This window comes from Phocaeicola sp. GP0067 (assembly GCF_031119655.1).
Taxonomy (GTDB): Bacteria; Bacteroidota; Bacteroidia; order Bacteroidales; family Bacteroidaceae; genus Phocaeicola; species Phocaeicola vulgatus.
In genome coordinates, this window is record NZ_JAVHZY010000003.1 from 254,575 (window position 1) to 275,257 (window position 20,683).

Annotated in this window: 16 protein-coding genes; 9 read left to right on the top strand and 7 right to left on the bottom strand. The window is 42.1% G+C overall.

The genetic code is table 11. The annotated features are described in order from the left end of the window. Window positions 1-51: 51 nt before the first annotated feature. From guaA (RE317_RS04325) to mscL, 3 genes are all read right to left on the bottom strand, one after another. Window positions 52-1,359 carry a glutamine-hydrolyzing GMP synthase gene (gene guaA / locus RE317_RS04325; protein ID WP_005851695.1) on the bottom strand — a complete coding sequence of 436 codons (1,308 nt, stop codon included), beginning with the start codon at window positions 1,357-1,359 and terminating at the stop codon, window positions 52-54. Between the two features lie 38 nt (window positions 1,360-1,397). Continuing rightward, window positions 1,398-2,951: a glutamine-hydrolyzing GMP synthase gene (guaA, locus tag RE317_RS04330; protein WP_005839286.1), complete on the bottom strand. Its 1,554-nt coding sequence runs from the start codon at window positions 2,949-2,951 to the stop codon at window positions 1,398-1,400. A 237-nt stretch (window positions 2,952-3,188) separates the two neighbouring features. Further along, complete coding sequence (mscL, locus tag RE317_RS04335) at window positions 3,189-3,629, bottom strand: large-conductance mechanosensitive channel protein MscL (RefSeq protein ID WP_005839284.1); 441 nt, start codon at window positions 3,627-3,629, stop codon at window positions 3,189-3,191. Between the two features lie 151 nt (window positions 3,630-3,780). Here mscL and gap point away from each other — a divergent pair, with 151 nt between their 5' ends. The 4 genes from gap (at window position 3,781) to kdsA (ending at window position 7,641) form a co-directional block, all read left to right on the top strand. Then, complete coding sequence (gene gap, locus RE317_RS04340; protein WP_005839282.1) at window positions 3,781-4,791, top strand: type I glyceraldehyde-3-phosphate dehydrogenase; 1,011 nt, start codon at window positions 3,781-3,783, stop codon at window positions 4,789-4,791. Between the two features lie 121 nt (window positions 4,792-4,912). Continuing rightward, window positions 4,913-5,836, top strand: a complete 924-nt coding sequence (gene miaA / locus RE317_RS04345) for a tRNA (adenosine(37)-N6)-dimethylallyltransferase MiaA (protein ID WP_005851691.1) — start codon at window positions 4,913-4,915, stop codon at window positions 5,834-5,836. A gap of 5 nt (window positions 5,837-5,841) precedes the next feature. Then, window positions 5,842-6,771 carry a diacylglycerol kinase family protein gene (locus RE317_RS04350; RefSeq protein ID WP_005839278.1) on the top strand — a complete coding sequence of 310 codons (930 nt, stop codon included), beginning with the start codon at window positions 5,842-5,844 and terminating at the stop codon, window positions 6,769-6,771. A 72-nt stretch (window positions 6,772-6,843) separates the two neighbouring features. Further along, window positions 6,844-7,641, top strand: coding sequence for a 3-deoxy-8-phosphooctulonate synthase (kdsA, locus tag RE317_RS04355; RefSeq protein WP_005839276.1), 798 nt, complete (start codon window positions 6,844-6,846; stop codon window positions 7,639-7,641). Window positions 7,642-7,801: 160 nt separating this feature from the next. On the opposite strand, the gene RE317_RS04360 is transcribed toward kdsA, so the two are convergent. The 4 genes from RE317_RS04360 to RE317_RS04375 all read right to left on the bottom strand — a co-directional run bounded on the left by RE317_RS04360 (window position 7,802) and on the right by RE317_RS04375 (window position 11,681). Then, window positions 7,802-8,314 carry a ferritin-like domain-containing protein gene (locus tag RE317_RS04360; protein ID WP_005839275.1) on the bottom strand — a complete coding sequence of 171 codons (513 nt, stop codon included), beginning with the start codon at window positions 8,312-8,314 and terminating at the stop codon, window positions 7,802-7,804. A 32-nt stretch (window positions 8,315-8,346) separates the two neighbouring features. Next, complete coding sequence (locus tag RE317_RS04365) at window positions 8,347-8,499, bottom strand: hypothetical protein (protein WP_005851688.1); 153 nt, start codon at window positions 8,497-8,499, stop codon at window positions 8,347-8,349. A 130-nt stretch (window positions 8,500-8,629) separates the two neighbouring features. Further along, window positions 8,630-9,331 carry a Crp/Fnr family transcriptional regulator gene (locus RE317_RS04370; protein ID WP_005839272.1) on the bottom strand — a complete coding sequence of 234 codons (702 nt, stop codon included), beginning with the start codon at window positions 9,329-9,331 and terminating at the stop codon, window positions 8,630-8,632. A 160-nt stretch (window positions 9,332-9,491) separates the two neighbouring features. Next, window positions 9,492-11,681 (bottom strand): glutamine synthetase III, encoded by a 2,190-nt coding sequence (locus RE317_RS04375; protein WP_005839267.1) that lies wholly within the window; start codon window positions 11,679-11,681, stop codon window positions 9,492-9,494. A gap of 175 nt (window positions 11,682-11,856) precedes the next feature. On the opposite strand from RE317_RS04375, the gene RE317_RS04380 reads away from it, so the two are divergent. The 5 genes from RE317_RS04380 to RE317_RS04400 all read left to right on the top strand — a co-directional run bounded on the left by RE317_RS04380 (window position 11,857) and on the right by RE317_RS04400 (window position 18,971). Beyond that, the gene (locus RE317_RS04380; RefSeq protein ID WP_005851685.1) at window positions 11,857-14,055 is read left to right on the top strand and encodes a DUF5686 family protein; all 2,199 of its coding nucleotides are present in this window, start codon (window positions 11,857-11,859) and stop codon (window positions 14,053-14,055) included. 62 nt (window positions 14,056-14,117) lie between these two features. Next, on the top strand, window positions 14,118-15,551 hold the full coding sequence (locus tag RE317_RS04385; RefSeq protein ID WP_008669562.1) for a TolC family protein: 1,434 nt from the start codon (window positions 14,118-14,120) through the stop codon (window positions 15,549-15,551). Between the two features lie 17 nt (window positions 15,552-15,568). Beyond that, on the top strand, window positions 15,569-16,564 hold the full coding sequence (locus RE317_RS04390) for an HlyD family secretion protein (RefSeq protein WP_005839262.1): 996 nt from the start codon (window positions 15,569-15,571) through the stop codon (window positions 16,562-16,564). A 60-nt stretch (window positions 16,565-16,624) separates the two neighbouring features. After that, window positions 16,625-17,797 (top strand): ABC transporter permease, encoded by a 1,173-nt coding sequence (locus tag RE317_RS04395; protein ID WP_008669564.1) that lies wholly within the window; start codon window positions 16,625-16,627, stop codon window positions 17,795-17,797. Next, complete coding sequence (locus tag RE317_RS04400; protein ID WP_005839257.1) at window positions 17,781-18,971, top strand: ABC transporter permease; 1,191 nt, start codon at window positions 17,781-17,783, stop codon at window positions 18,969-18,971. Before RE317_RS04395 ends, RE317_RS04400 begins: the two co-directional genes overlap by 17 nt. Window positions 18,972-20,683 lie beyond the last annotated feature (1,712 nt).

A 20,683-nucleotide genomic window follows, 5' to 3' on the forward strand; every position in this document is an offset into this window, starting at 1 on the left:
AGATCCCGAAACTTTTAGTTTCGGGATCTTACATGGTTTGAAGTATATTTTTTATTCCCACTCAATGGTCGCATTGGGTTTGGGCGACAGGTCATAGCATACGCGGTTCACATTCTTTACTTCTTTTAGAATACGGTCGGTAATTTTCATCAGAATGGACCAGTCTATTGGTTCGATAGTAGCTGTCATAGCATCTACGGTGTTGACAGCTCGGATAATAACAGGCCAATCAAATGAACGGGCATTGTCACGCACGCCTACTGATTTGAAATCGGGTACTACGGTGAAATATTGCCATACTTTCTTGTCCAAGCCTGCCAGTTGGAATTCTTCACGCAAGATGGCGTCCGATTCGCGAACAGCTTCCAGGCGGTCACGAGTGATAGACCCCAAACAGCGCACTCCCAAACCAGGACCAGGGAACGGCTGACGGTAGACCATGTCGTATGGTAAACCAAGTTCCACTCCGCAGGCACGGACTTCGTCTTTGAACAACTGGCGTAAAGGTTCTACTAATTCAAACTGTAAATCCTCGGGTAAGCCACCTACATTGTGATGGGATTTAACCATTTTGGCTGTTTTAGTACCACTTTCTACGATATCAGGATAAATTGTACCTTGTCCCAAAAAGTCGATTCCATTTAGCTTACGGGCTTCCTCTTCGAACACACGAATAAATTCACCACCGATAATCTTGCGTTTCTGCTCCGGATCAGCTACATTTTCCAGTTTACTCAGGAACCGGTCTGTAGCATCCACGTAAATCAAATTAGCGTTCAACTGATTTTTGAAAACTTCAATTACTGCTTCCGATTCACCTTTGCGCATTAATCCATGGTTCACATGTACGCAGACCAGATTATTGCCGATGGCTTTCAGCAACAGAGCTGCTACTACAGAACTGTCTACACCTCCGGAAAGTGCCAATAATACTTTCTTGTCGCCTACCTGGCGGCGGATCAATTCAATCTGGTCATTGACAAAGTTTGTCATATTCCAGTTAGCCTCTGCCTTGCAGGTATCAAAAACAAACGATTGTACAGCATTCTTTATTGCTTCCACATCATCCGTCAGTTGGGGAAGCTTCACTTCGCAACATGCTTTGTCATGACCGGCAGCCATTACGGGGATCCCTGCTTTGTAAATCTCGGGAAGCACGTCAATATCCACTCCGTCAATTACATGGTTGGGACCGCCATTGATAATGACACCCTTTACATTGGGCAATGCTGTCAGCTCGGCGGCTGTGATATCGTGCGGGTAAATTTCACTATATACACCCAAAGCACGAATGGCTCTGGCAAGCACGGTGTTTTCGGTGCTTCCCAAATCCAAGATAACAATCATATCTTGTTTCATTCCGTTATGTTGTTTTTAAGTTATTAGTTGGTTGTCTATTATTCCCACTCAATTGTGGCAGGCGGTTTGGACGAGATATCATAGCATACGCGGTTTACACCTTTTACTTTATTGATTATGTCGTTTGAAACCTTAGCCATAAATTCATAGGGAAGATGAGCCCAGTCGGCGGTCATGGCATCCGTACTAGTTACGGCACGTAGGGCAACGGCACGTTCGTATGTACGTTCGTCCCCCATTACTCCCACACTTTGTACGGGTAGCAAGATTACGCCTGCCTGCCATACTTGGTGGTAAAGGGATGTTTCGTTTCCGTCCGAGTCTTTCACTTTCCAGTCTCTCAATCCTTGGATATAGATATCATCGGCGTCTTGCAGAATACGTACTTTCTCAGGAGTGATATCACCCAAAATACGTACCGCAAGTCCTGGTCCGGGGAATGGATGGCGTGTAATCAGATGTTCCGGCATACCCAGTTCACGACCTACGTGGCGTACTTCATCCTTGAATAGCAGACGCAGAGGCTCGCATAGTTTCAAATTCATTTTTTCGGGCAGTCCACCTACGTTGTGATGACTTTTGATTACAGTGCCGGTGATACTTAATGACTCGATACAGTCAGGATAAATGGTACCTTGTGCCAGCCATTTCACATCTTTAATTTTATGAGCTTCTTCATCGAATACGTCAATAAAACCTTTGCCGATAATCTTACGCTTCTTCTCAGGTTCTTCCACACCTGCCAGTTCACTGAAGAATTTTTGGCTGGCATCCACTCCGATTACATTCAGTCCGAGACATTCATAATCATGGAGTACATTTTTGAATTCGTTCTTACGCAGCATGCCGTGATCTACAAAAATGCAGGTAAGATTCTTGCCTATCGCTTTATTTAATAATACGGCTGCCACAGATGAGTCTACTCCGCCACTCAGCCCCAGTACTACTTTGTCATTTCCCAGTTGCGCTTTCAGTTCGGCTACAGTCGTTTCAATGAAAGAGGCAGCGCTCCAGTCCTGTTTCCCCCCGCAAATGTCGACTACAAAATTTTTCAGAAGCTGGGTTCCGTCTTCACTGTGGAACACTTCCGGGTGGAACTGTACTCCCCATACTTTCTCTTCCTTTATTTGATAAGCAGCGATGGCTACTTTATCTGTTGAAGCGATAATTTTGAAATTCTCCGGAATGGCGGTGATGGTATCTCCGTGGCTCATCCATACTTGTGAGTGTTCACGGACGTTCTTTAATAGTGGGTTCTCTTGGTCGAAAGTGGAAAGGTGTGCACGTCCGTATTCACGTGTGCCGGCCGGTTCCACTTTCCCACCGTTTGTATAAGACATGAACTGTGCACCATAGCAGATACCCAAAATAGGATACTTTCCGCGAATGTCACTCAAATCGACTTTAAAGGCGCTTTCATCATACACCGAGAAAGGGCTTCCCGAAAGGATAACGCCGATTATGGACGGATCATTGTGTGGAAATTTGTTGTAAGGCACAATCTCGCAATAAGTATTCAGTTCGCGAACGCGACGGGCTATGAGCTGTGTGGTTTGTGAACCGAAGTCGAGAATAATGATCTTTTCTTGCATATATATATTAAGATATGTAAATGATTTCGTGCCGCAAAGATACTCAGAAAAAATAAAAATCCGTCATGCTGTTGAGGCTTTTTATAATTGAATTGGAAAAACTTTGTTCTTCCTGCTTCCTTGTGGAAAAATATGCAAAAAAAAGATTGGAATGTTTAGGAAATGTCGGCTGGTATATAAATCACGGGCTGTCCGACAAGCATTTGAGGGCAGCCCGTTTTTTGTGTGGATAATATTTTATTTTTTGCCAGCCTGTTCCTTCAACAAGTCACGGATTTCTGTAAGTAATACCTCTTCCTTGCTAGGGGCAGGTGGGGCGGCGGGAGCAGGAACTTCTTCTTTCTTGCGATTCAGCTTGGCAAGTAATCTTATAAATAAGAATATAGAAAAAGCAATGATGATAAAGTCGAAAGTAGCTTGTAGGAAGTTGCCATAATTCAACGTTACGGCAGCTTTTTCAACTCCATCCACTACTTCGGCCGGCTTTAATTGTAGTTTCAAATCTGTAAAGTTCACGCCACCTACCAGCAATCCGATGGGAGGCATGATGACATCGGCCACAATGGAAGATACTATTTTACCGAAGGCTCCGCCGATGATGACACCGACTGCCATGTCAATGACGTTTCCGCGCATTGCGAACGCCTTAAAATCTTGCAAGAAGCTGCTTTTTCCCATTTTTTTTTATTTTAATATGAATTTATGTGCGAATATAAAAACAAATTCTTATTTTTGCACCGCGTTTAGGAAATAAATACTAAACGTTTAACAACATTCCAACGTAGAGTGTTTAAAAGCTATATTATAAAACCTTTAAAATTTAAACAAAATGATTAAAGTAGGTATTAACGGATTTGGTCGTATCGGCCGTTTTGTATTCCGTGCAGCTCAGAAAAGAAACGATATTCAGATCGTAGGTATCAATGACCTTTGCCCGGTTGATTACTTAGCATATATGTTGAAGTATGACACTATGCACGGACAATTTGACGGTACTATCGAAGCTGACGTAGAAAATAGCAAATTGATCGTGAACGGCAATGCAATCCGCGTAACAGCTGAAAGAAATCCGGCTGACTTGAAGTGGGATGCAATCGGTGCTGAATACGTAGTTGAATCTACTGGTTTGTTCTTGACTAAAGAAAAAGCTCAGGCTCATATTGAAGCTGGTGCTAAATATGTAGTTATGTCAGCTCCTTCTAAAGATGATACTCCGATGTTCGTTTGCGGTGTAAACGAAAAGACTTATGTTAAAGGTACTCAGTTCGTTTCTAACGCTTCTTGTACTACTAACTGTTTGGCTCCTATCGCTAAGGTATTGAATGACAAATGGGGTATCACTGACGGTTTGATGACTACAGTTCACTCTACAACAGCTACTCAGAAAACAGTTGACGGTCCTTCTATGAAAGACTGGAGAGGTGGTCGTGCTGCTTCTGGTAACATTATCCCTTCATCTACTGGTGCTGCTAAAGCTGTAGGTAAAGTTATTCCTGAATTGAACGGTAAATTGACTGGTATGTCAATGCGTGTTCCGACTTTGGATGTTTCTGTAGTTGACTTGACAGTTAACTTGGCTAAACCGGCTACATATGCTGAAATCTGTGCAGCTATGAAAGAAGCTTCTGAAGGTGAATTGGCTGGCGTATTGGGTTACACTGAAGATGCAGTTGTTTCTTCTGACTTCTTGGGTGATACTCGTACTTCTATCTTCGATGCTAAAGCTGGTATCGCTTTGACTGATACTTTTGTTAAGGTGGTTTCTTGGTATGACAACGAAATCGGTTACTCTAACAAAGTATTGGATTTGATTGCTCACATGGCTTCTGTAAACTGCTAATCAGTTAAAAACCATATAGCGAAAGCCGTCTGAAGTAATTCAGACGGCTTTTTTTTATGTAGTTTTGCGTGCTAAGTTGCACATTTTCGTTATCTTTGTGCGACTGTTACAAAAACTTAGGATGGAAAAGTACGATTTGATAACGATATTAGGACCTACCGCTTCAGGAAAGACTCCTTTGGCAGCGGCTTTAGCTTACAAGTTGGATACCGAAATTATCAGTGGAGATAGCCGGCAGGTATATCGCCGGATGGATTTAGGTACGGGAAAGGATTTGGAAGACTATGTCGTGAATGGACAGCAAATACCTTACCATCTGATAGACATTGTAGACCCCGGATATAAATATAATGTATTTGAATTTCAACGTGATTTTTTGAATGCTTATGATCAAGTGAGATGGAAAGACAAACTTCCTATATTATGCGGAGGTACGGGGATGTATCTTGAATCCGTGTTGAAGGGATATAGGCTGCTTCCTGTTCCAGAGAATCCCAAACTTAGGGACTCGTTAGCAGATAAATCATTAGCGGAACTCACCCGGTTGTTGTCAACTTACAGGAAACTTCATAACTCTACGGACGTAGATACTGTAAAGCGGGCTATCCGGGCCATTGAAATAGAAGAGTATTACAAGCACCAATCAGCGGAATACCGTGAGTTCCCGCAAATTCATAGTTTGATCATTGGAGTAGATATAGCTCGTGAGTTACGTCGTGAAAAAATATCCCACCGTTTGAAGCAGCGTTTGGATGAAGGGATGGTAAACGAAGTGAAGGCTTTGTTGGATAGTGGTATTTCTTCCGAGGATTTGATTTATTACGGATTGGAATATAAGTATTTGACTTTATATGTCTTGGGTAAACTTTCTTTCAATGAAATGTTTCATCAATTGGAAATAGCTATCCATCAATTTGCCAAACGGCAGATGACCTGGTTCCGGGGCATGGAGCGGCGAGGGTTCACTATACATTGGCTGGATGCTTGCCTGCCTATGGAAGATAAGGTGGAAAAAATCATTAATTTGTTACACACTAAAAACTAAATGTTATGGCTGTAGAACCAAACAGATGGGGGATTATTTATAATCCGAAAGCCGGAAGCCGTAAGACTCAGAAGCGTTGGAATGAGATACGTAGCTATATGGAAAACCGTAAGGTGGTTTTTGACTACGTACAGTCCGAAGGTTTTGGGTCGGTGGAACGACTCGCCCGTACCTTGGCTAATAATGGTTATCGAACCATTGTGATTGTAGGTGGAGACGGAGCGATCAATGATGCTATTAACGGTATTATGACTTCTATGGTGGAGGATAAGACAAATATCGCTTTTGGAATCATTCCTAATGGTATTGGTAATGACTTTGCCAAATATTGGGGGTTGGATGAAGATAATTATAAAGCAGCGGTAGATTGGATTATCAATCGTCGTCTGAGGAAAATTGATGTGGGGCGTTGTAATTATTTTGATGGAGAGAAGCACACCTCCCGCTATTTCCTGAATGCCATATATATAGGTTTAGGTGCGCGTATTGTACAGATCTCAGATGGTACCCGTCGTTTTTGGGGAATACGTGAGTTGTCTTTTGCCGCTTCCATGTTCCTGTTGCTGTTTGAACGTAAATTGTACCGTACACATCTTTGTATCAATGGCGAACATATTCGTGGACGTATCATGACGGTATGTGTGGGAAGTGCCCGTGGATACGGTTTGACACCTAGTGCAGTTCCTTATAATGGCTGGTTGGATGTGTCGGTTATTTATCGTCCGGAGTTAATTCAACTTTTCTCGGGTATGTGGATGCTGTTGCAGGGACGTATTTTAAATCATAAAATGGTGAAACCTTATCGTACACGGAAAGTAAAAGTACTACGTGCGCAGAATGCTTCTGTCAGTTTGGACGGGCGTATTTTAGACCGCCATTTCCCTTTGGAAATTACGATCCAGCCGGAAGCTATAACTTTGATTATCCCTAATTAAAAACTATAGATATCCATTTCTTGCTTTAAGGATAGAGGCAGAGTAGATATCTCAATGAATAGACGTAAGATAATGACAATTTCAGATTTAAGAAAGACAGATAATTTCTTTTTACTGGCTGGTCCTTGTGTGATCGAAGGAGAGGAAATGGCTCTCCGAATAGCAGATCGTATTGTGAAAATAACAGATAAACTGGGTATTCCCTATGTGTTTAAAGGATCTTATCGTAAGGCTAACCGTTCCCGTTTGGATTCGTTTACAGGAATAGGTGATGAAAAGGCCTTGAAAGTACTTCGTAAAGTACGGGAAACTTTTGGAATTCCTGTGGTAACCGATATTCATAGTGCTGGAGAAGCTGCTATGGCCGCTGAATATGTGGATGTGTTGCAGATTCCTGCTTTCCTTTGTCGCCAGACTGATTTGCTGGTGGCGGCAGCTCATACCGGAAAGATTGTCAACATCAAGAAAGGACAATTTTTATCACCTGGCGCCATGCGTTTTGCTGCTGACAAAGTGGTGGAGGCGGGTAATGATCAGGTTATGCTGACCGAGCGGGGAACGACTTTCGGGTATCAGGATTTGATTGTAGATTATCGGGGTATTCCGGAAATGCAGACTTTAGGTTTTCCTGTAATTCTGGATGTGACACATTCTTTGCAACAACCTAATCAGACTGCCGGTGTGACAGGTGGTATGCCGCAGCTTATTGAAACGGTAGCCAAGGCTGGCATAGCGGTAGGAGTGGACGGTTTGTTTATGGAAACCCACGAAGATCCTTCTGTCGCTAAGAGTGACGGAGCGAATATGTTGAAACTGGATTTGCTGGAAGGGCTATTGACCAAACTGGTAAGAATCCGCCAGGTGTTATAAATGTTATTCGTTGGGGATTCACAGGTAAGATGGGTTAATTTATTTGGACTATGGGGCAACTTGCATGAATAGTATAAAATAAGGTCGGTTTTTGCAGTAGAAACCGGCCTTACCTTTCTTTCTCCGTCAAAACAGAAAAAAGAATAGAAGCAGATGTGGATTATTTTTTTAGAATATAAGCCTTCATGCGGGCTATATCATTTAAGTAATCTTGCAAATCTTGTTCATGGTCCTCTTCTTCTGCCATAATATGTTTGGCAATATCACAAGTGGTGAAGTCAATTCCGTTTGTGAATTCAGCAATTTGCTGATAGCGGTAGATGGCACACCGTTCGGATTCTACATTTTGTTTCAACAAGATTTCCGAACCGAAATCTACGGGCGCATCATATTTGCAGCGAGCTAAATCAAACCATTGTTTAGGGTCAAGTACGGGTACGCCTTCCAATTCAATGATACGGTCGGCCAATAATTTTGCATGGTTATATTCCTCGGCTGCATGTTCTTGAAACTCGCGTTGTACATCACCGCGCATAGCGCCTTCTACTACGAATGAACCTACCCAGTATTGGTAGAAAGCCAACCATTCTTCGGACAGAGCTGCATTCAGCTGAGCCAATAAGTCCACAATGTCAATTTTATCCTTCAGGATATTCACAGATTCTTTAGCCATAATGTAAAGTTTAAGTTAGTGTTTATTATTATTTAGTCCACAGCGGGTATAGTCATGTCGTCTAACACACCTATGCCTTCCTGGTCTACATCTTTTTTTACGTCAGAACTGGTATAAAGCCAGATACCGAATCCCAGCACAAATAAAATAAGGAGGATGATTCCCCATAATTTACCTTTACTCATAGTTTCTTGGTTTTAGTTTCTTTTAATAACAGCTGGTACTGAAAAAGGTTTTGTAAGTAGAGAAAAAAACAGGCGTCTGTTATGGAAAAACGGACGCCTGTGTGTGTGAAGTATGAATTGATATTAGATTTTATCCTATTTTGCTGATTTTTTTTAGTTTCTCTTCATCAATGATTTTAATTTTTCTACCGTCGATGGTAATCAGTTTTTCAGTTGCAAAGTTAGAAAGCGTACGGATTGCGTTCGAAGTAGTCATATTTGATAAGTTTGCCAAATCTTCTCGTGAAAGGTAAATGCTTAGTGTAGATTCATCTTCTTCTACTCCATAAGTATCTTTCAAAAATAACAGAGATTCCGCCAATCGTCCACGAATATGTTTTTGCGTAAGATTTACGGTTCTTTCATCAGAAATTCCCAAATCTATAGAAAGTTGGCGGATAAAGAACAAAGCTAATTCAGAGTTGTCTTTTATCAGTTTCATAATGGCCGGCATGGGAATAAGGCAGATAGTGCAAGGCTCGAAAGCGGAAGCAGCTGTCACGAAGTTCCCTTCGGCAAAAAAAGCTCGGTATGCGAAATATTCTTTCGTCTTTAATACGCGGATAATCTGGCTACGTCCTCCCACACCTTCTTTGTAGATTTTTACTTTTCCACTAAGAAGACACATAAGGTGCATCGGAGTTTCTCCTTCGCAGTATATCGTCTCATTCTTTTTATACTTCTGTATCGTAAAGTTCTGAGCCAAGAACTCTCTTTGTTCCTGTGTTAAAGGTTGCCATAAGTCTGGTATACTTTCAGCAATCTCAGTTTCTGATAATTCTTTTCTAACCATAAACGTGCTATAAAACCGTGTTATAGAGCACAAATATAAGAAGAAAAAATAAAAGGACGAAGTAATCAGAAGAAAAAAGAAAGATATATTATTAATTTATCTTCAAAAAATAACAAAAGGATAGGTTCTTATCTCCTATCCTTTCTTTTTTTGTGAAATTTTATTTGGTGAACAGTAATTCACGATATTTAGGTAATGGCCAAATCTCATCGTCTATTTCTAGTTCCAAATGGTCAATATGGTCGCGGATTTCTTCCAGATATGGACGCACTTGTTCCTCGTAACTGAAGGCTTTCTCTACTTGGCTTCCCAAATGATTTGCTACTTTTCGGGCTTCTGTCATGTTGTGCACGGCTTTTTTAATAGCAAGTATGCGGTTTTGAATTTCACGTACCAAATTCTTCCGGTCTTCGGTCAGCTCTTCGTATTCTTCGGTGGAGAATATCTCTTTCAGACCACGAAGATTTTCTAATAGTCTGTTCTGATAAATTACAGCTGTGGGAACAATATGATTGATAGCTAGATCGCCTAGTACACGACTTTCAATCTGGACCTTTTTAGTAAACTTTTCCAGTTCCACTTCTATACGACAGAACAATTCATTTTCATTGAATATTTTTTCGCCTATCAGTACTGCACGAGATTGCTCATCGTTGAACTTCAGGATGGCTTCGGGTACATGGCAGATATTGGTCAATCCGCGTCGCGCGGCTTCTGCTTTCCATTCTTCCGAGTAGCCGTCACCTTCAAAACGGATGTTTTGTGAAGCGATGATGGTTTCTTTTAATACCTTATACAGAGCTTCTTCCTGTTCCATCCCTCCGTTTACTAATTTATCTATCTGGGTCTTGAACTCATTCAACTGGTGTGCCATAGCGGCATTGATCACAATCATTGATGCGGCACAGTTGGCAGATGAGCCTGCAGCACGGAATTCAAAACGGTTTCCGGTGAAGGCAAAAGGAGAGGTACGGTTACGGTCTGTATTGTCTTGCAATATGGCAGGTATGCGCCCGATACCCAATTGCAATGCTTTCTTTTCATCAGGGGTCAGTTCGGCGTCATTCAGACGTGCCACTACTTCGTCCAACATATGGGAAAGATGACGTCCTAGGAAAATAGACAGAATAGCGGGGGGGGCTTCATTTGCTCCTAGGCGATGGCTGTTTCCGGCACTGACAATAGAGGCACGTAGTAAATCCTGGTTTTTATAGACCATCATCAGTACGTTGACTATGAAAGTCAGGAAAAGCATATTTCCTTCCGCAGTCTTGGCAGGAGAGAACAAATTGATACCTGTGTCTGTACAAAGTGACCAGTTGTTGTGTTTGCCCGATCCGTTTACTCCTTTGAATGGTTTTTCGTGGAGCAGTACAGTAAAATTGTGTTTGGAAGCGATACGTTTCATCAGGTCCATTACCAGCTGGTTATGGTCGTTGGCCAGATTTACATCTTCAAAAATAGGAGCTAGCTCAAATTGGTTGGGAGCCACTTCGTTATGCCGTGTTTTTACCGGAATCCCTAGTTTGTGACATTCCAGTTCCAATTCTTTCATAAAACTGGTTACACGTGGAGGGATGGAACCGAAGTAGTGGTCGTCTAGCTGCTGGTCCTTGGCAGACGAGTGTCCCATCAAGGTGCGTCCGGTCAGGCAAAGATCCGGACGTGCATTATATAGTGCGGTATCCACTAAAAAGTATTCTTGTTCCCAACCCAGATTGGCGAATACGCGTTTTACGTTTGGATCGAACATTCTGCAAACCTCAGTTGCCGCTTTGTCTACAGCACCTAATGCCTTCAACAAAGGAGTTTTGTAGTCGAGTGCTTCGCCTGTATAAGAGATGAAGATAGTAGGAATACAAAGTGTGCTGTCTACAATGAAAGCCGGAGAAGAAACATCCCATGCCGTATAGCCACGTGCTTCAAATGTGTTCCGGATACCGCCGTTGGGAAAACTGGACGCATCCGGTTCTTGTTGGATAAGCAGCTTGCCCGAGAAGCGTTCTATAACATTACCGTCATCACCGAATTCAATAAAGCCGTCGTGCTTTTCGGCAGTTCCGTCAGTCAGAGGCTGGAACCAATGAGTGTAGTGGGTAACATTAAAGGTCTTTGCCCAATTCTTCATGCCATTGGCTATCATGTCGGCCATTTCACGATTGATAGGGGTACCTTTCTCGATTGCATTTATTACTGCTTTATAAGCCTCACTAGGCAGATATTCCTGCATTTTTTTACGGTCGAATACGTGGTTGCCGTAATAATCAGCTAACTTTTCAGAGGGGTAGTCAACTTTAACGGGGCGTCTGTTGGCTAACTCCTGTAGAGCAAAAAATCTCATTTTGGACATGTTGTCTTTCTTTTACTGGTTGTTGGCTGCAAAAATACTGCTTTTTGATTAATAATTCGCTATATCGCTAATCATTTTTCATTTCTGTTAAGGATGTTAATTAAGTATTATCATGCGTCAGCCTGTTGGTTTTTGTTTATATTTGCTCTTCAAACAATGAAAAGAAAGTACATTGATGCACTATATACGGATTGTCAGGTTGATTATATTTTGTCTTTTGTTACCTTTAGCTGTTCAGGCTAAGAGGGAAAAGGTTGATATGCCCGACAAGCCGATGGTGTCCGATTCCATTCTTCAGTGTATTTTCCAGTTTTCGCCGTTCTATTCCCGTATCATTGATGAGTATAAGGCTGATTTATATATAAAAGGAAAAGTAAAGGTACATAAGCGCAATCACCTTATCCGCTATGTACCGTCCATGTTTCGTTTCGAAAAACACATCAATGATTACCTTATGGAATCTCTTAGTGAGCTGCATTATACGGCCCCTGATATATACGACCGTAAGATAAAAGCGGTATCCACTACATTTCCACGTAACAGGGGACAGATAACGGATGTGATGGATTATTTGAACATGAATATCTATTCTTCTTCATTGATGTCCGATAAACTTCTTTCTCCTTTGGATAAGAAATCTAGCAGATATTATCATTATTTATTGGATTCTATAGCCGGTCCTCCCGATTGCCAGCGGTATAAAATACTTATTATTCCCAAATTCCGTGGTACACAGTTGGTCAGTGGATATATGTGGGTTAGTGATCAGATATGGACTATTCGTGAACTTTATATTGAAGGCGTTTATGATGTGATCCGCTTCAAGGTCCGTGTCAAGATGGGAGAGGAGGGCGATGTGGAGTTTCTGCCGGTGCAGTTTGATTTGAATCTTGTTTTTAAGTTTATAGGTAACCATCTGGAAATGGATATGGGAGCCTGGTTGAAATACAATGAAATTAAATTTTATGAAGGAGCCGCCCGGCGTAAATCTCAAAAGAAGCATCGCCATGACCTGACGGAATCCTATAAGCTGACTTGTGACTCGGAACAGCTGATAACAGATAAGGAAAAGTTCAATGAGCTGCGTCCCATTCCGCTGTCCGCTTTGGAGGATTCTTTGTATAGAAGTTATGCTTTACGTCAGGATACGCTTTTACGCGTACCGAAAAAAAAGAAGAATGAACATTTGGAGTTTTGGGGGGAGTTGGGTGACATGCTTATCAGTAGTTACAATGTGAATTTGTCCAGTATGGGGAGTGTGCATTGTTCTCCACTTATTAATCCGGTGCTGTTGGATTATAGCCACAGCAGGGGCTTTTCGTATAAGCAGAAGTTTAAATACAGTCGGCTTTTTCATGATGGACGTATACTTAGAATCAGTCCGCAGATAGGTTATAATTTTACACATAAGGAACTTTATGTGAAAGCGGATGCCGATTGGCAATATTGGCCGGAAAAGCAGGCTAGTTTTGAGGTTAGTGTAGGTAACGGTAACCGCATATATAGTAGTGTCGTATTGGATCAGCTAAAGCAATTGCCCGATAGTACCTTTAATTTTGACCAATTGGAATTGGACTATTTCAAGGATGTGTATCTCAATCTGTTCCATAATATAGAAATAGTGAACGGCTTGTTTATTAAAGCAGGTGTTTCCGTACATTGGAGGTATCTGATAAATAATTCGAAAGTCATTCTTGAAAAGCCGTTGCCTGATAAGGATTGGGCTGCATTGCGAGGTATCAGATCAGAATACAATAGTTTTGCACCTCGTATACGTATTGAATGGACTCCCGGTATGTATTATTACATGAACGGTCGCCGGAAGATGAATGTAGGTTCCAGTATGCCTACTTTTATGCTGGATTATGAACGGGGCATTAAAGGTGTATTCAAGAGTACGGGTGCTCATGAACGTTGGGAGTTTGATATACAGCAAAACTTGAAACTGAGCGGAATCCGAAGTATCGGTTATCGCATTGGGGGGGGAATGTTTACCAAGCAGGAAGATATGTATTTCGTGGATTTTGCTAACTTTGCCCGTCGTAATCTTCCCGAAGGATGGAATGATGATATTGGTGGCACTTTCCAATTGCTGGACGGACGTTGGTATAACTCCTCACGTCAGTACTGGCGGGGGAATTTCACCTATGAGTCTCCTTTTATTCTCTTGAAACCCTTAAACCGTTGGCTGGGATTAGTCCAGCAGGAGCGTTTGTATGGTGGTATCCTGTTCATGCCACATCTTAATCCATATATCGAGTTGGGTTATGGCATCGGCACACATATATTTGATGTGGGGGCTTTTGTAAGCACTATCAACGGGCAATTTGATACCTTTGGTTTTAAATTCACTTTCGAGTTATTTAATAAATAATCCTGTTCAAACAATCTGTTTGGTTTTCTGTTTATTACAACATAACAGAAACTAAACAGTGTATGCATTATAAAATATTTTTATGTGTTCTTTTGTTCCCGGTTTCATTATCAGCTCAAAACGGGGAATTATCTTTAACATTGGAACAATCTGCCAGCCTGATGAACAAGGGCAGCCGCACGTTGCAAATGGCGGATAAGGCTGTAGATATAGCACGCAGTGAGCGACAAAAGATGAATGCTTTTTGGTATCCGTCTTTGAATGCATCGGGTGCATACGTCCATTTGTCCAACCATATTGAGGTCAAGGAACCTTTAAGGCAATTTACCGATCCGGCAAAAGACTTTGTACATTCCATTGTGCCCGATGATAAATTTATTTCTTCTATTCTTGATAATATAGGTGCGCATACCCTTACTTTTCCTTTATTAGAACGTAACCTGACGACCATAGATGCTAATGTGATGTGGCCGCTTTTTACAGGCGGAAAACGAATTTTTGCAAGCCGTATCGGCAACCGTATGGTAGATTTGGCCAAAGCAGGTAGGGAAGAGGCGGGAGCTACTTTGCAATCGGAGTTGGTGGAAACTTATTATGCTTTGCGTCTGGCGCAAAGAGTGGTGGATGTACGCGAGCAAACCTTTTTAGGCTTGCAGAAACATTACCGTAATGCCATGAAGCTGGAGGAGAACGGTATGATAAATAAGGCCGAACGCCTCTTTGCTCAGGTCACTATGGACGAGGCCAGACGTGAGTTGGAATCTGCCCGGAAAGATTTGAATGTGGCGCAAAATGCCTTGAAAGTCTTGTTGAATGTGGAAGACGCCATATCCATCAATCCCAGTTCTCCTTTGTTTATGAACCATGATCTGCCCGATGAACTTTATTTCAAGAATCTGGTAAGTACCGGCAGCTATATAGTAAGTAAATTGCGAATACAGGAGGCGATGGCTGATAATCAATTGAAAATCAGTAAAAGTGCATATATTCCTACCATTGCATTGTTTGGAAAGCAGACACTTTATGCAGAGAATCTTCCGAAAAACCTGATGCCCCGTACTTTGGTAGGAGTGGGTTTTACTTGGAATATATTCGACGGACTGAACCGTGAAGCCAATATCCGTCAGACACGTCTTACTAAACAAACTTTGCAACTGGGAAGGGAAAAGGCTCAGAATGAATTGGGTGTTTTGGTAGACAAGTTATATAGCGAAATTCAGAATGCAAAGGATGATGTCGCCGCACTCAACACCACGATTGAGATGAGTCGTGAATTGGTACGTATCCGTAAAAAATCCTTTCAGGAAGGAATGGCTACCTCTACTGATGTGATTGATGCGGAAACGATGCTATCCAAGGTGCAGATTGCTTTTTTGCTGGCTTATTATAAATATGATGTGGCACTGGCATCTCTGCTCTCTACTTGCGGAATGCCCGAAAGTTTTTGGCAGTATAGCCGTACCGGACAAACCGAGAACTTTATATTCGGGAAATAATAAAAAAAGAAAACAATATGGAAAAAGAGAAGAAACAGTTAGGAGTCGCTTTTATCGTTGTTCTTGTGGCCATTGTTATGGTGTCTGCCATTGGGATTATAGCTATGAGCAATAAACCGGTTGTATTGCAGGGGCAGATAGAAGCTACTGAAATACGGATTTCCGGAAAACTTCCTGGTAGAATTGATACCTTTTTGGTCCGGGAGGGACAGTATGTAAAGATGGGTGACACCTTGGTTGTGATTAACAGTCCTGAGGCTTGGGCGAAGTTTCAGCAGGTAAATGCCTTGGAAGATATTGCGAAATTTCAGAACAAGAAAATAGACGACGGTACACGTCGGCAGATAGTCCGTTCGGTAGAAGAATTGTGGAACAAGTCAAAGAGTGACTTGCAACTGGCCACGGTGACGTATGACCGTATTCAGGCACTTTACAAAGATAGCGTGGTCACCAGCCAGCGGAAAGATGAAGTGGAAGCCATGTATAAAGCTGCTGTTGCCGCCGAACGGGCGGCGCATCAACAATTCCTGTTAGTGAAGGACGGAGCGCAGAAAGAGGATAAAGAGAGTGCCCGCTCCTTGGTGGATGCGGCTCGGGGCACTGTGAATGAGGTTCAGGCCTTGTTGATGGATGCCCGCCTCACAGCTCCCGAAGACGGACAGATATCAACCATCTACCCCAAGCGTGGAGAACTGGTAGGAGCGGGGACTCCCATTATGAGTCTGGTAGTATTGGATGATTGTCATGTAGTGCTTAATGTCCGTGAGGACTATATGCCTTATTTCCGTATGAACGAGAATTTTATGGGAGATATTCCGGCTCTTGATGTAAAAAACAAGGCATTTAAAATCAATTACATCAGCCCGTTGGGGAGTTTTGCCACTTGGCGTTCTACCAAGCAGACGGGGACATACGATATGAAAACTTTTGAAATTCATGCGCTGCCTGTAGAGCCGATGGAGGGATTAAGACCGGGTATGTCCGTCTTGGTAAATCTGGATGAATTGAAATGATAGAAGGATAGCTATGTTATTCTGATTGCAGTGAATGGTAAATATAAATGAACTACTTGAATGAAAGAATCTCCTTTTATAGCGGTATTGAAACGTGAACTGGACCGTATGGTTTCCCGGCGCATTTATTTTGCATCGTGTATCGTCTTGCCTTTGTTTTCTATCTTCTTTATGGCTACAATTTTTGGTAACGGACAGATGGAGAATCTGCCTGTGGGTGTTGTGGATGGTGATAATACAGCCACTTCTCGTGAGATAATTCGTATGACCGAGGCTGTTCCCACTTTCCGCATCACTCGGCATTATGCCGATGAAGCGGAGGCCAGGGCAGATGTGCAGCGGAAAAGTATTTATGGATACCTCAGTATTCCGTCTGGTTTTGAAGCAAAGGTGATGGATGGTAAGGAAACAGCTCTGACTTATTATTACCATTATGCATTGATGAGTGTGGGAAGTGAGATTCACGGAGCATTTCAAAGTTTGTTGAAAAGCATCTCGGTAGTTCCCATTGTCACTCATGCTGTGGCATTGGGTATAAATCAGGAAGAGATAGAATCTTTTCTGTTACCGGTCACCACACAGAATCATCCGTTATTTAATCCTGATATGGATTATTCGGTCTATCTTACACAGCCATTCTTCTTTGTTTTTCTGCAAGTTATCTTGTTGTTGGTCACTACATACTCCATTGGCAGTGAAGGGAAATTCCATACTTCAGCCAATTGGCTGGCAGTGGCAGATGGGAATATCTGGGTGGCGGTCACTGCCAAGTTACTTCCATACAGTTTTATCTTCATCGTTATGAGTATTCTGGCAAACTATGTCTTTTTTGGTGCCATGCATATACCGATGGATTGTGGTTTTTGGGCGTTGAATCTTACTTCGGCACTATTGGTCATTGCTACGCAGGCGCTGGCGGTTTTTCTGTTCTCTCTTTTTCCTGCGTTGAGTATTATTATCAGTATCGTTTCCATGGTAGGATCGTTAGGCGCTACCCTTGGCGGGGTTACCTTTCCGGTGCTTCACATGTTTGCACCGGTGTACTATGCCTCTTATCTTTTCCCCGTCCGTCACTTTGTCGAGATTGGACAGAATCTGCTTTATGGCAACTATGGTTATGCGTATATGTGGGGCAATGTAGCCTGTCTGCTGTTGTTCCTTATTCCTCCTTTATTGTTGTTACCTCATTTGAAACGCTCTTTAATCAGTCGGAAATATGACGATATTGAATAATATATTAGCTGTATCTTGGCACGAGTTTCGTGTGATGTGTACCCGCTATTCCATTTTATTGGTACTCAGCGGTGGCATCTTTGTGTATGGATTACTTTATAACTATATGTATGCTCCCAATGTGGTACGCGATGCTCCGGTGGCAGTAGTGGATATGAGTCGCACTCCGTTAAGCCGCAGTTACATCCGTTTGCTGGATGCCACTCCGCAGGCACGGGTATTGACAAACAATGCTGATTTGCCTGCTGCTAAGGAATTGATGAAATATGATGAAGTGGTGGGTATTGTTTACATTCCCGCGGATTTTGACGCTCGTGTGGGGCGTGGTGAAGAAGCGATATATATTATGTACAGCACCACTACGGCTTTCCTTTATTTTGCTTCCATGCAGGAAGCGTCTGCTGGAGCCATGCTTGCTGTGAATGATGATGTCCGACCCGAGCAAGTGGTTTTTCTACCTCAGGATGATATACAATCTGTGGTTCAAACAAGGTCTGTCGATGTGGTGGGTACTGCCCTGTATAATTATACCGATGGTTATGGTACTTATTTGATACCTGCCGTTTTGATGGTTGTTATTTTTCAGACGTTGATATTTGTTATCAGCATGTTGAGTGGGAAAGAGCGTGAAACTGGAGATATACTGATGTTTGCAGGCCCTGAAGGAAGGGATCTTTCTTTTTTACGTATGGCATCCGTAGTGATAGGAAAATCATTTACTTATTTAGTCTTTTATGCTTTATTCTCTGTCTTTTTGTTGGGGCTTCTTCCTTTAGTTTTCCAATTGCCTCATTTAGCATATCCGTGGAAAATTGTGGCACTTATGATACCTTATATTCTTGCTACCAGTTTCTTTGGATTGGCCTGTTCGTTATTTTTCAGTGATAGTGATGCTCCATTGTTGTTGGTAGCTTTCTTCTCTGTAGGATTGATTTTCCTGTCCGGAGTTTCTTATCCGCTGGAGTTAATGCCTTGGTATTGGCAATGGATTCATTATATGGTTCCTGCGGCTCCCGGAACTTTGGCCTTTGTTAAGATAAATTCTATGGGAGCTAGTATGTCTGAAATCAGTCAGCAATATATTATCCTATGGATACAATGTGCGATATACTTTGTTTTGGCTTGTCGAGCCTATCGCTACAATATAAAGAAAGCAAAGTGTGAAAGACAATAATTTTATGTGTGATTGTTTTTTATGTAATTCGTTTTGCTGATTCTCTATTTTTTATAAGGTCTGTTTGGAGCTGGAGCGAGGGGCCTGAAAGTTGTTGATATTTTAATTCTTGGTGATTATTCTCTTGTTGTTTCTTTTGTTTTTTCAGCTCCTTTTATGAGATGATGCAAGGGGGAAACTTGCAAACTTGCACAACTTGCAGTCTTTCCACACACACACACACGATCGCGCGCGATTGCGCGTATGCGTACATTATAATGGCGATGGATTATTATATCCTGGTAAAGTAATGACATACAATCCGATGAGAGTGTGAAGGGTAGAGTGGAGGAAGAGGTGGAGTGGTGTGTTGGCTTCCATCTTTTTTCCTAGTTCTAGGTAGTGAATGGTCTGGTTCTATCCTGTTTTTTTGTAATGGGGGGATGAAGAAAATCTTTCTGGAGGTTATGGTAACCGATGAGCGGTAGGTGAACAGCAGCCGGCAGCTTTTCTGACGGAGTATCTGGGTATTGGACGGGATGCTATGTGCTTTTGTATAGTTTGTGTGTTCCGAAGGGTTAGTAACGTGTGTTCCGTAAGGTTAGTAATGTGTGACCTTGTACGTTACTAACATAGAGGCCTGTATGTTAGTAACGTACCTTGTTTAAAGTAGCTAGGAGGTTTTTCGCATGCAGGATACGTGTCTTCCGCAGAATTATGTGAATTGTATTGGTAAGGTTAAAGTGTGTGGTTGCCGCAGATTCAGGGAGTCGGTCCTTTACGGTCAGTGTCTGTTTTGTTCTAGTCCTTGTCTTCCGCTTTCTTATTTTCTCCTTGTCAGGCTTTCCTGCTCTTTTCCACCGGAAGTCTTGTCACGTATCTCCCTTTCCGCCTTTTGCATTCTGTTATCCTTTCCTCCGTTGTAGTTCTCTCCGGTATCGTCCGTCTGTCTTCCGCTCTCTTTTTTATGCTTTATTATTTTTTCATATTATAATGTACGCGCACGTGTGTGGGTGTGGAGATGCTGCAAGTTTTGCAAGTTTGCAAGTTTGCCTTCCGTTTTTTCTCTTTTCTTGTTTTCCGTCTGCTGTTTTCGTATGGGTCCCTTCCTTTTTCCGTTCCTATACGCGCGTGCGAATATTACAATGTGTCTGTCTTTTTCCTCCGGTGTCCTCCGTTATAAAAACATGCTTTGTAACACATCTGTCATTCAGAGTATTACAAAAAAGTTTCAGGAAATCCGTATAATTTTTCCTTCGTATGTTTGCTGGTTATCGTTAAAAGGTCTACCTTTGCATCCGCAATCGAGAGAGATGCGGCACTTCAGACAGTGTGTGACTGACTTGGTGAAACAAACGTAGGAGAGTTTTCCTTGACAGTGTCTGCACCCAGTATCTTACCTTAGCGGGGCTAAGGGAGCGAGAACGGATAAGACGTGGGGAGGATGGACGTCCCGCCTTTTATGGAAGTTTCGAAAAAAAAACTTTTTCAAAAAAACTTTCGAAAACATTTGGCGGTTACGATAAAATCTCTTACCTTTGCATCCGCTTTCGGAAACGATGGCAAAATATAAATGAGAGTTCTTTGAAAGATTTAAGATAAACAAACAAGTAGTACAAGCCGGTGTACCGTATGTGATATATATATGGTGTACGGAAAAAACAAGAACCGTCAATATTGATATTGATAGATTTGGAATCCTTGAGCAGATTATCAACTGAATAGTTGGAAAA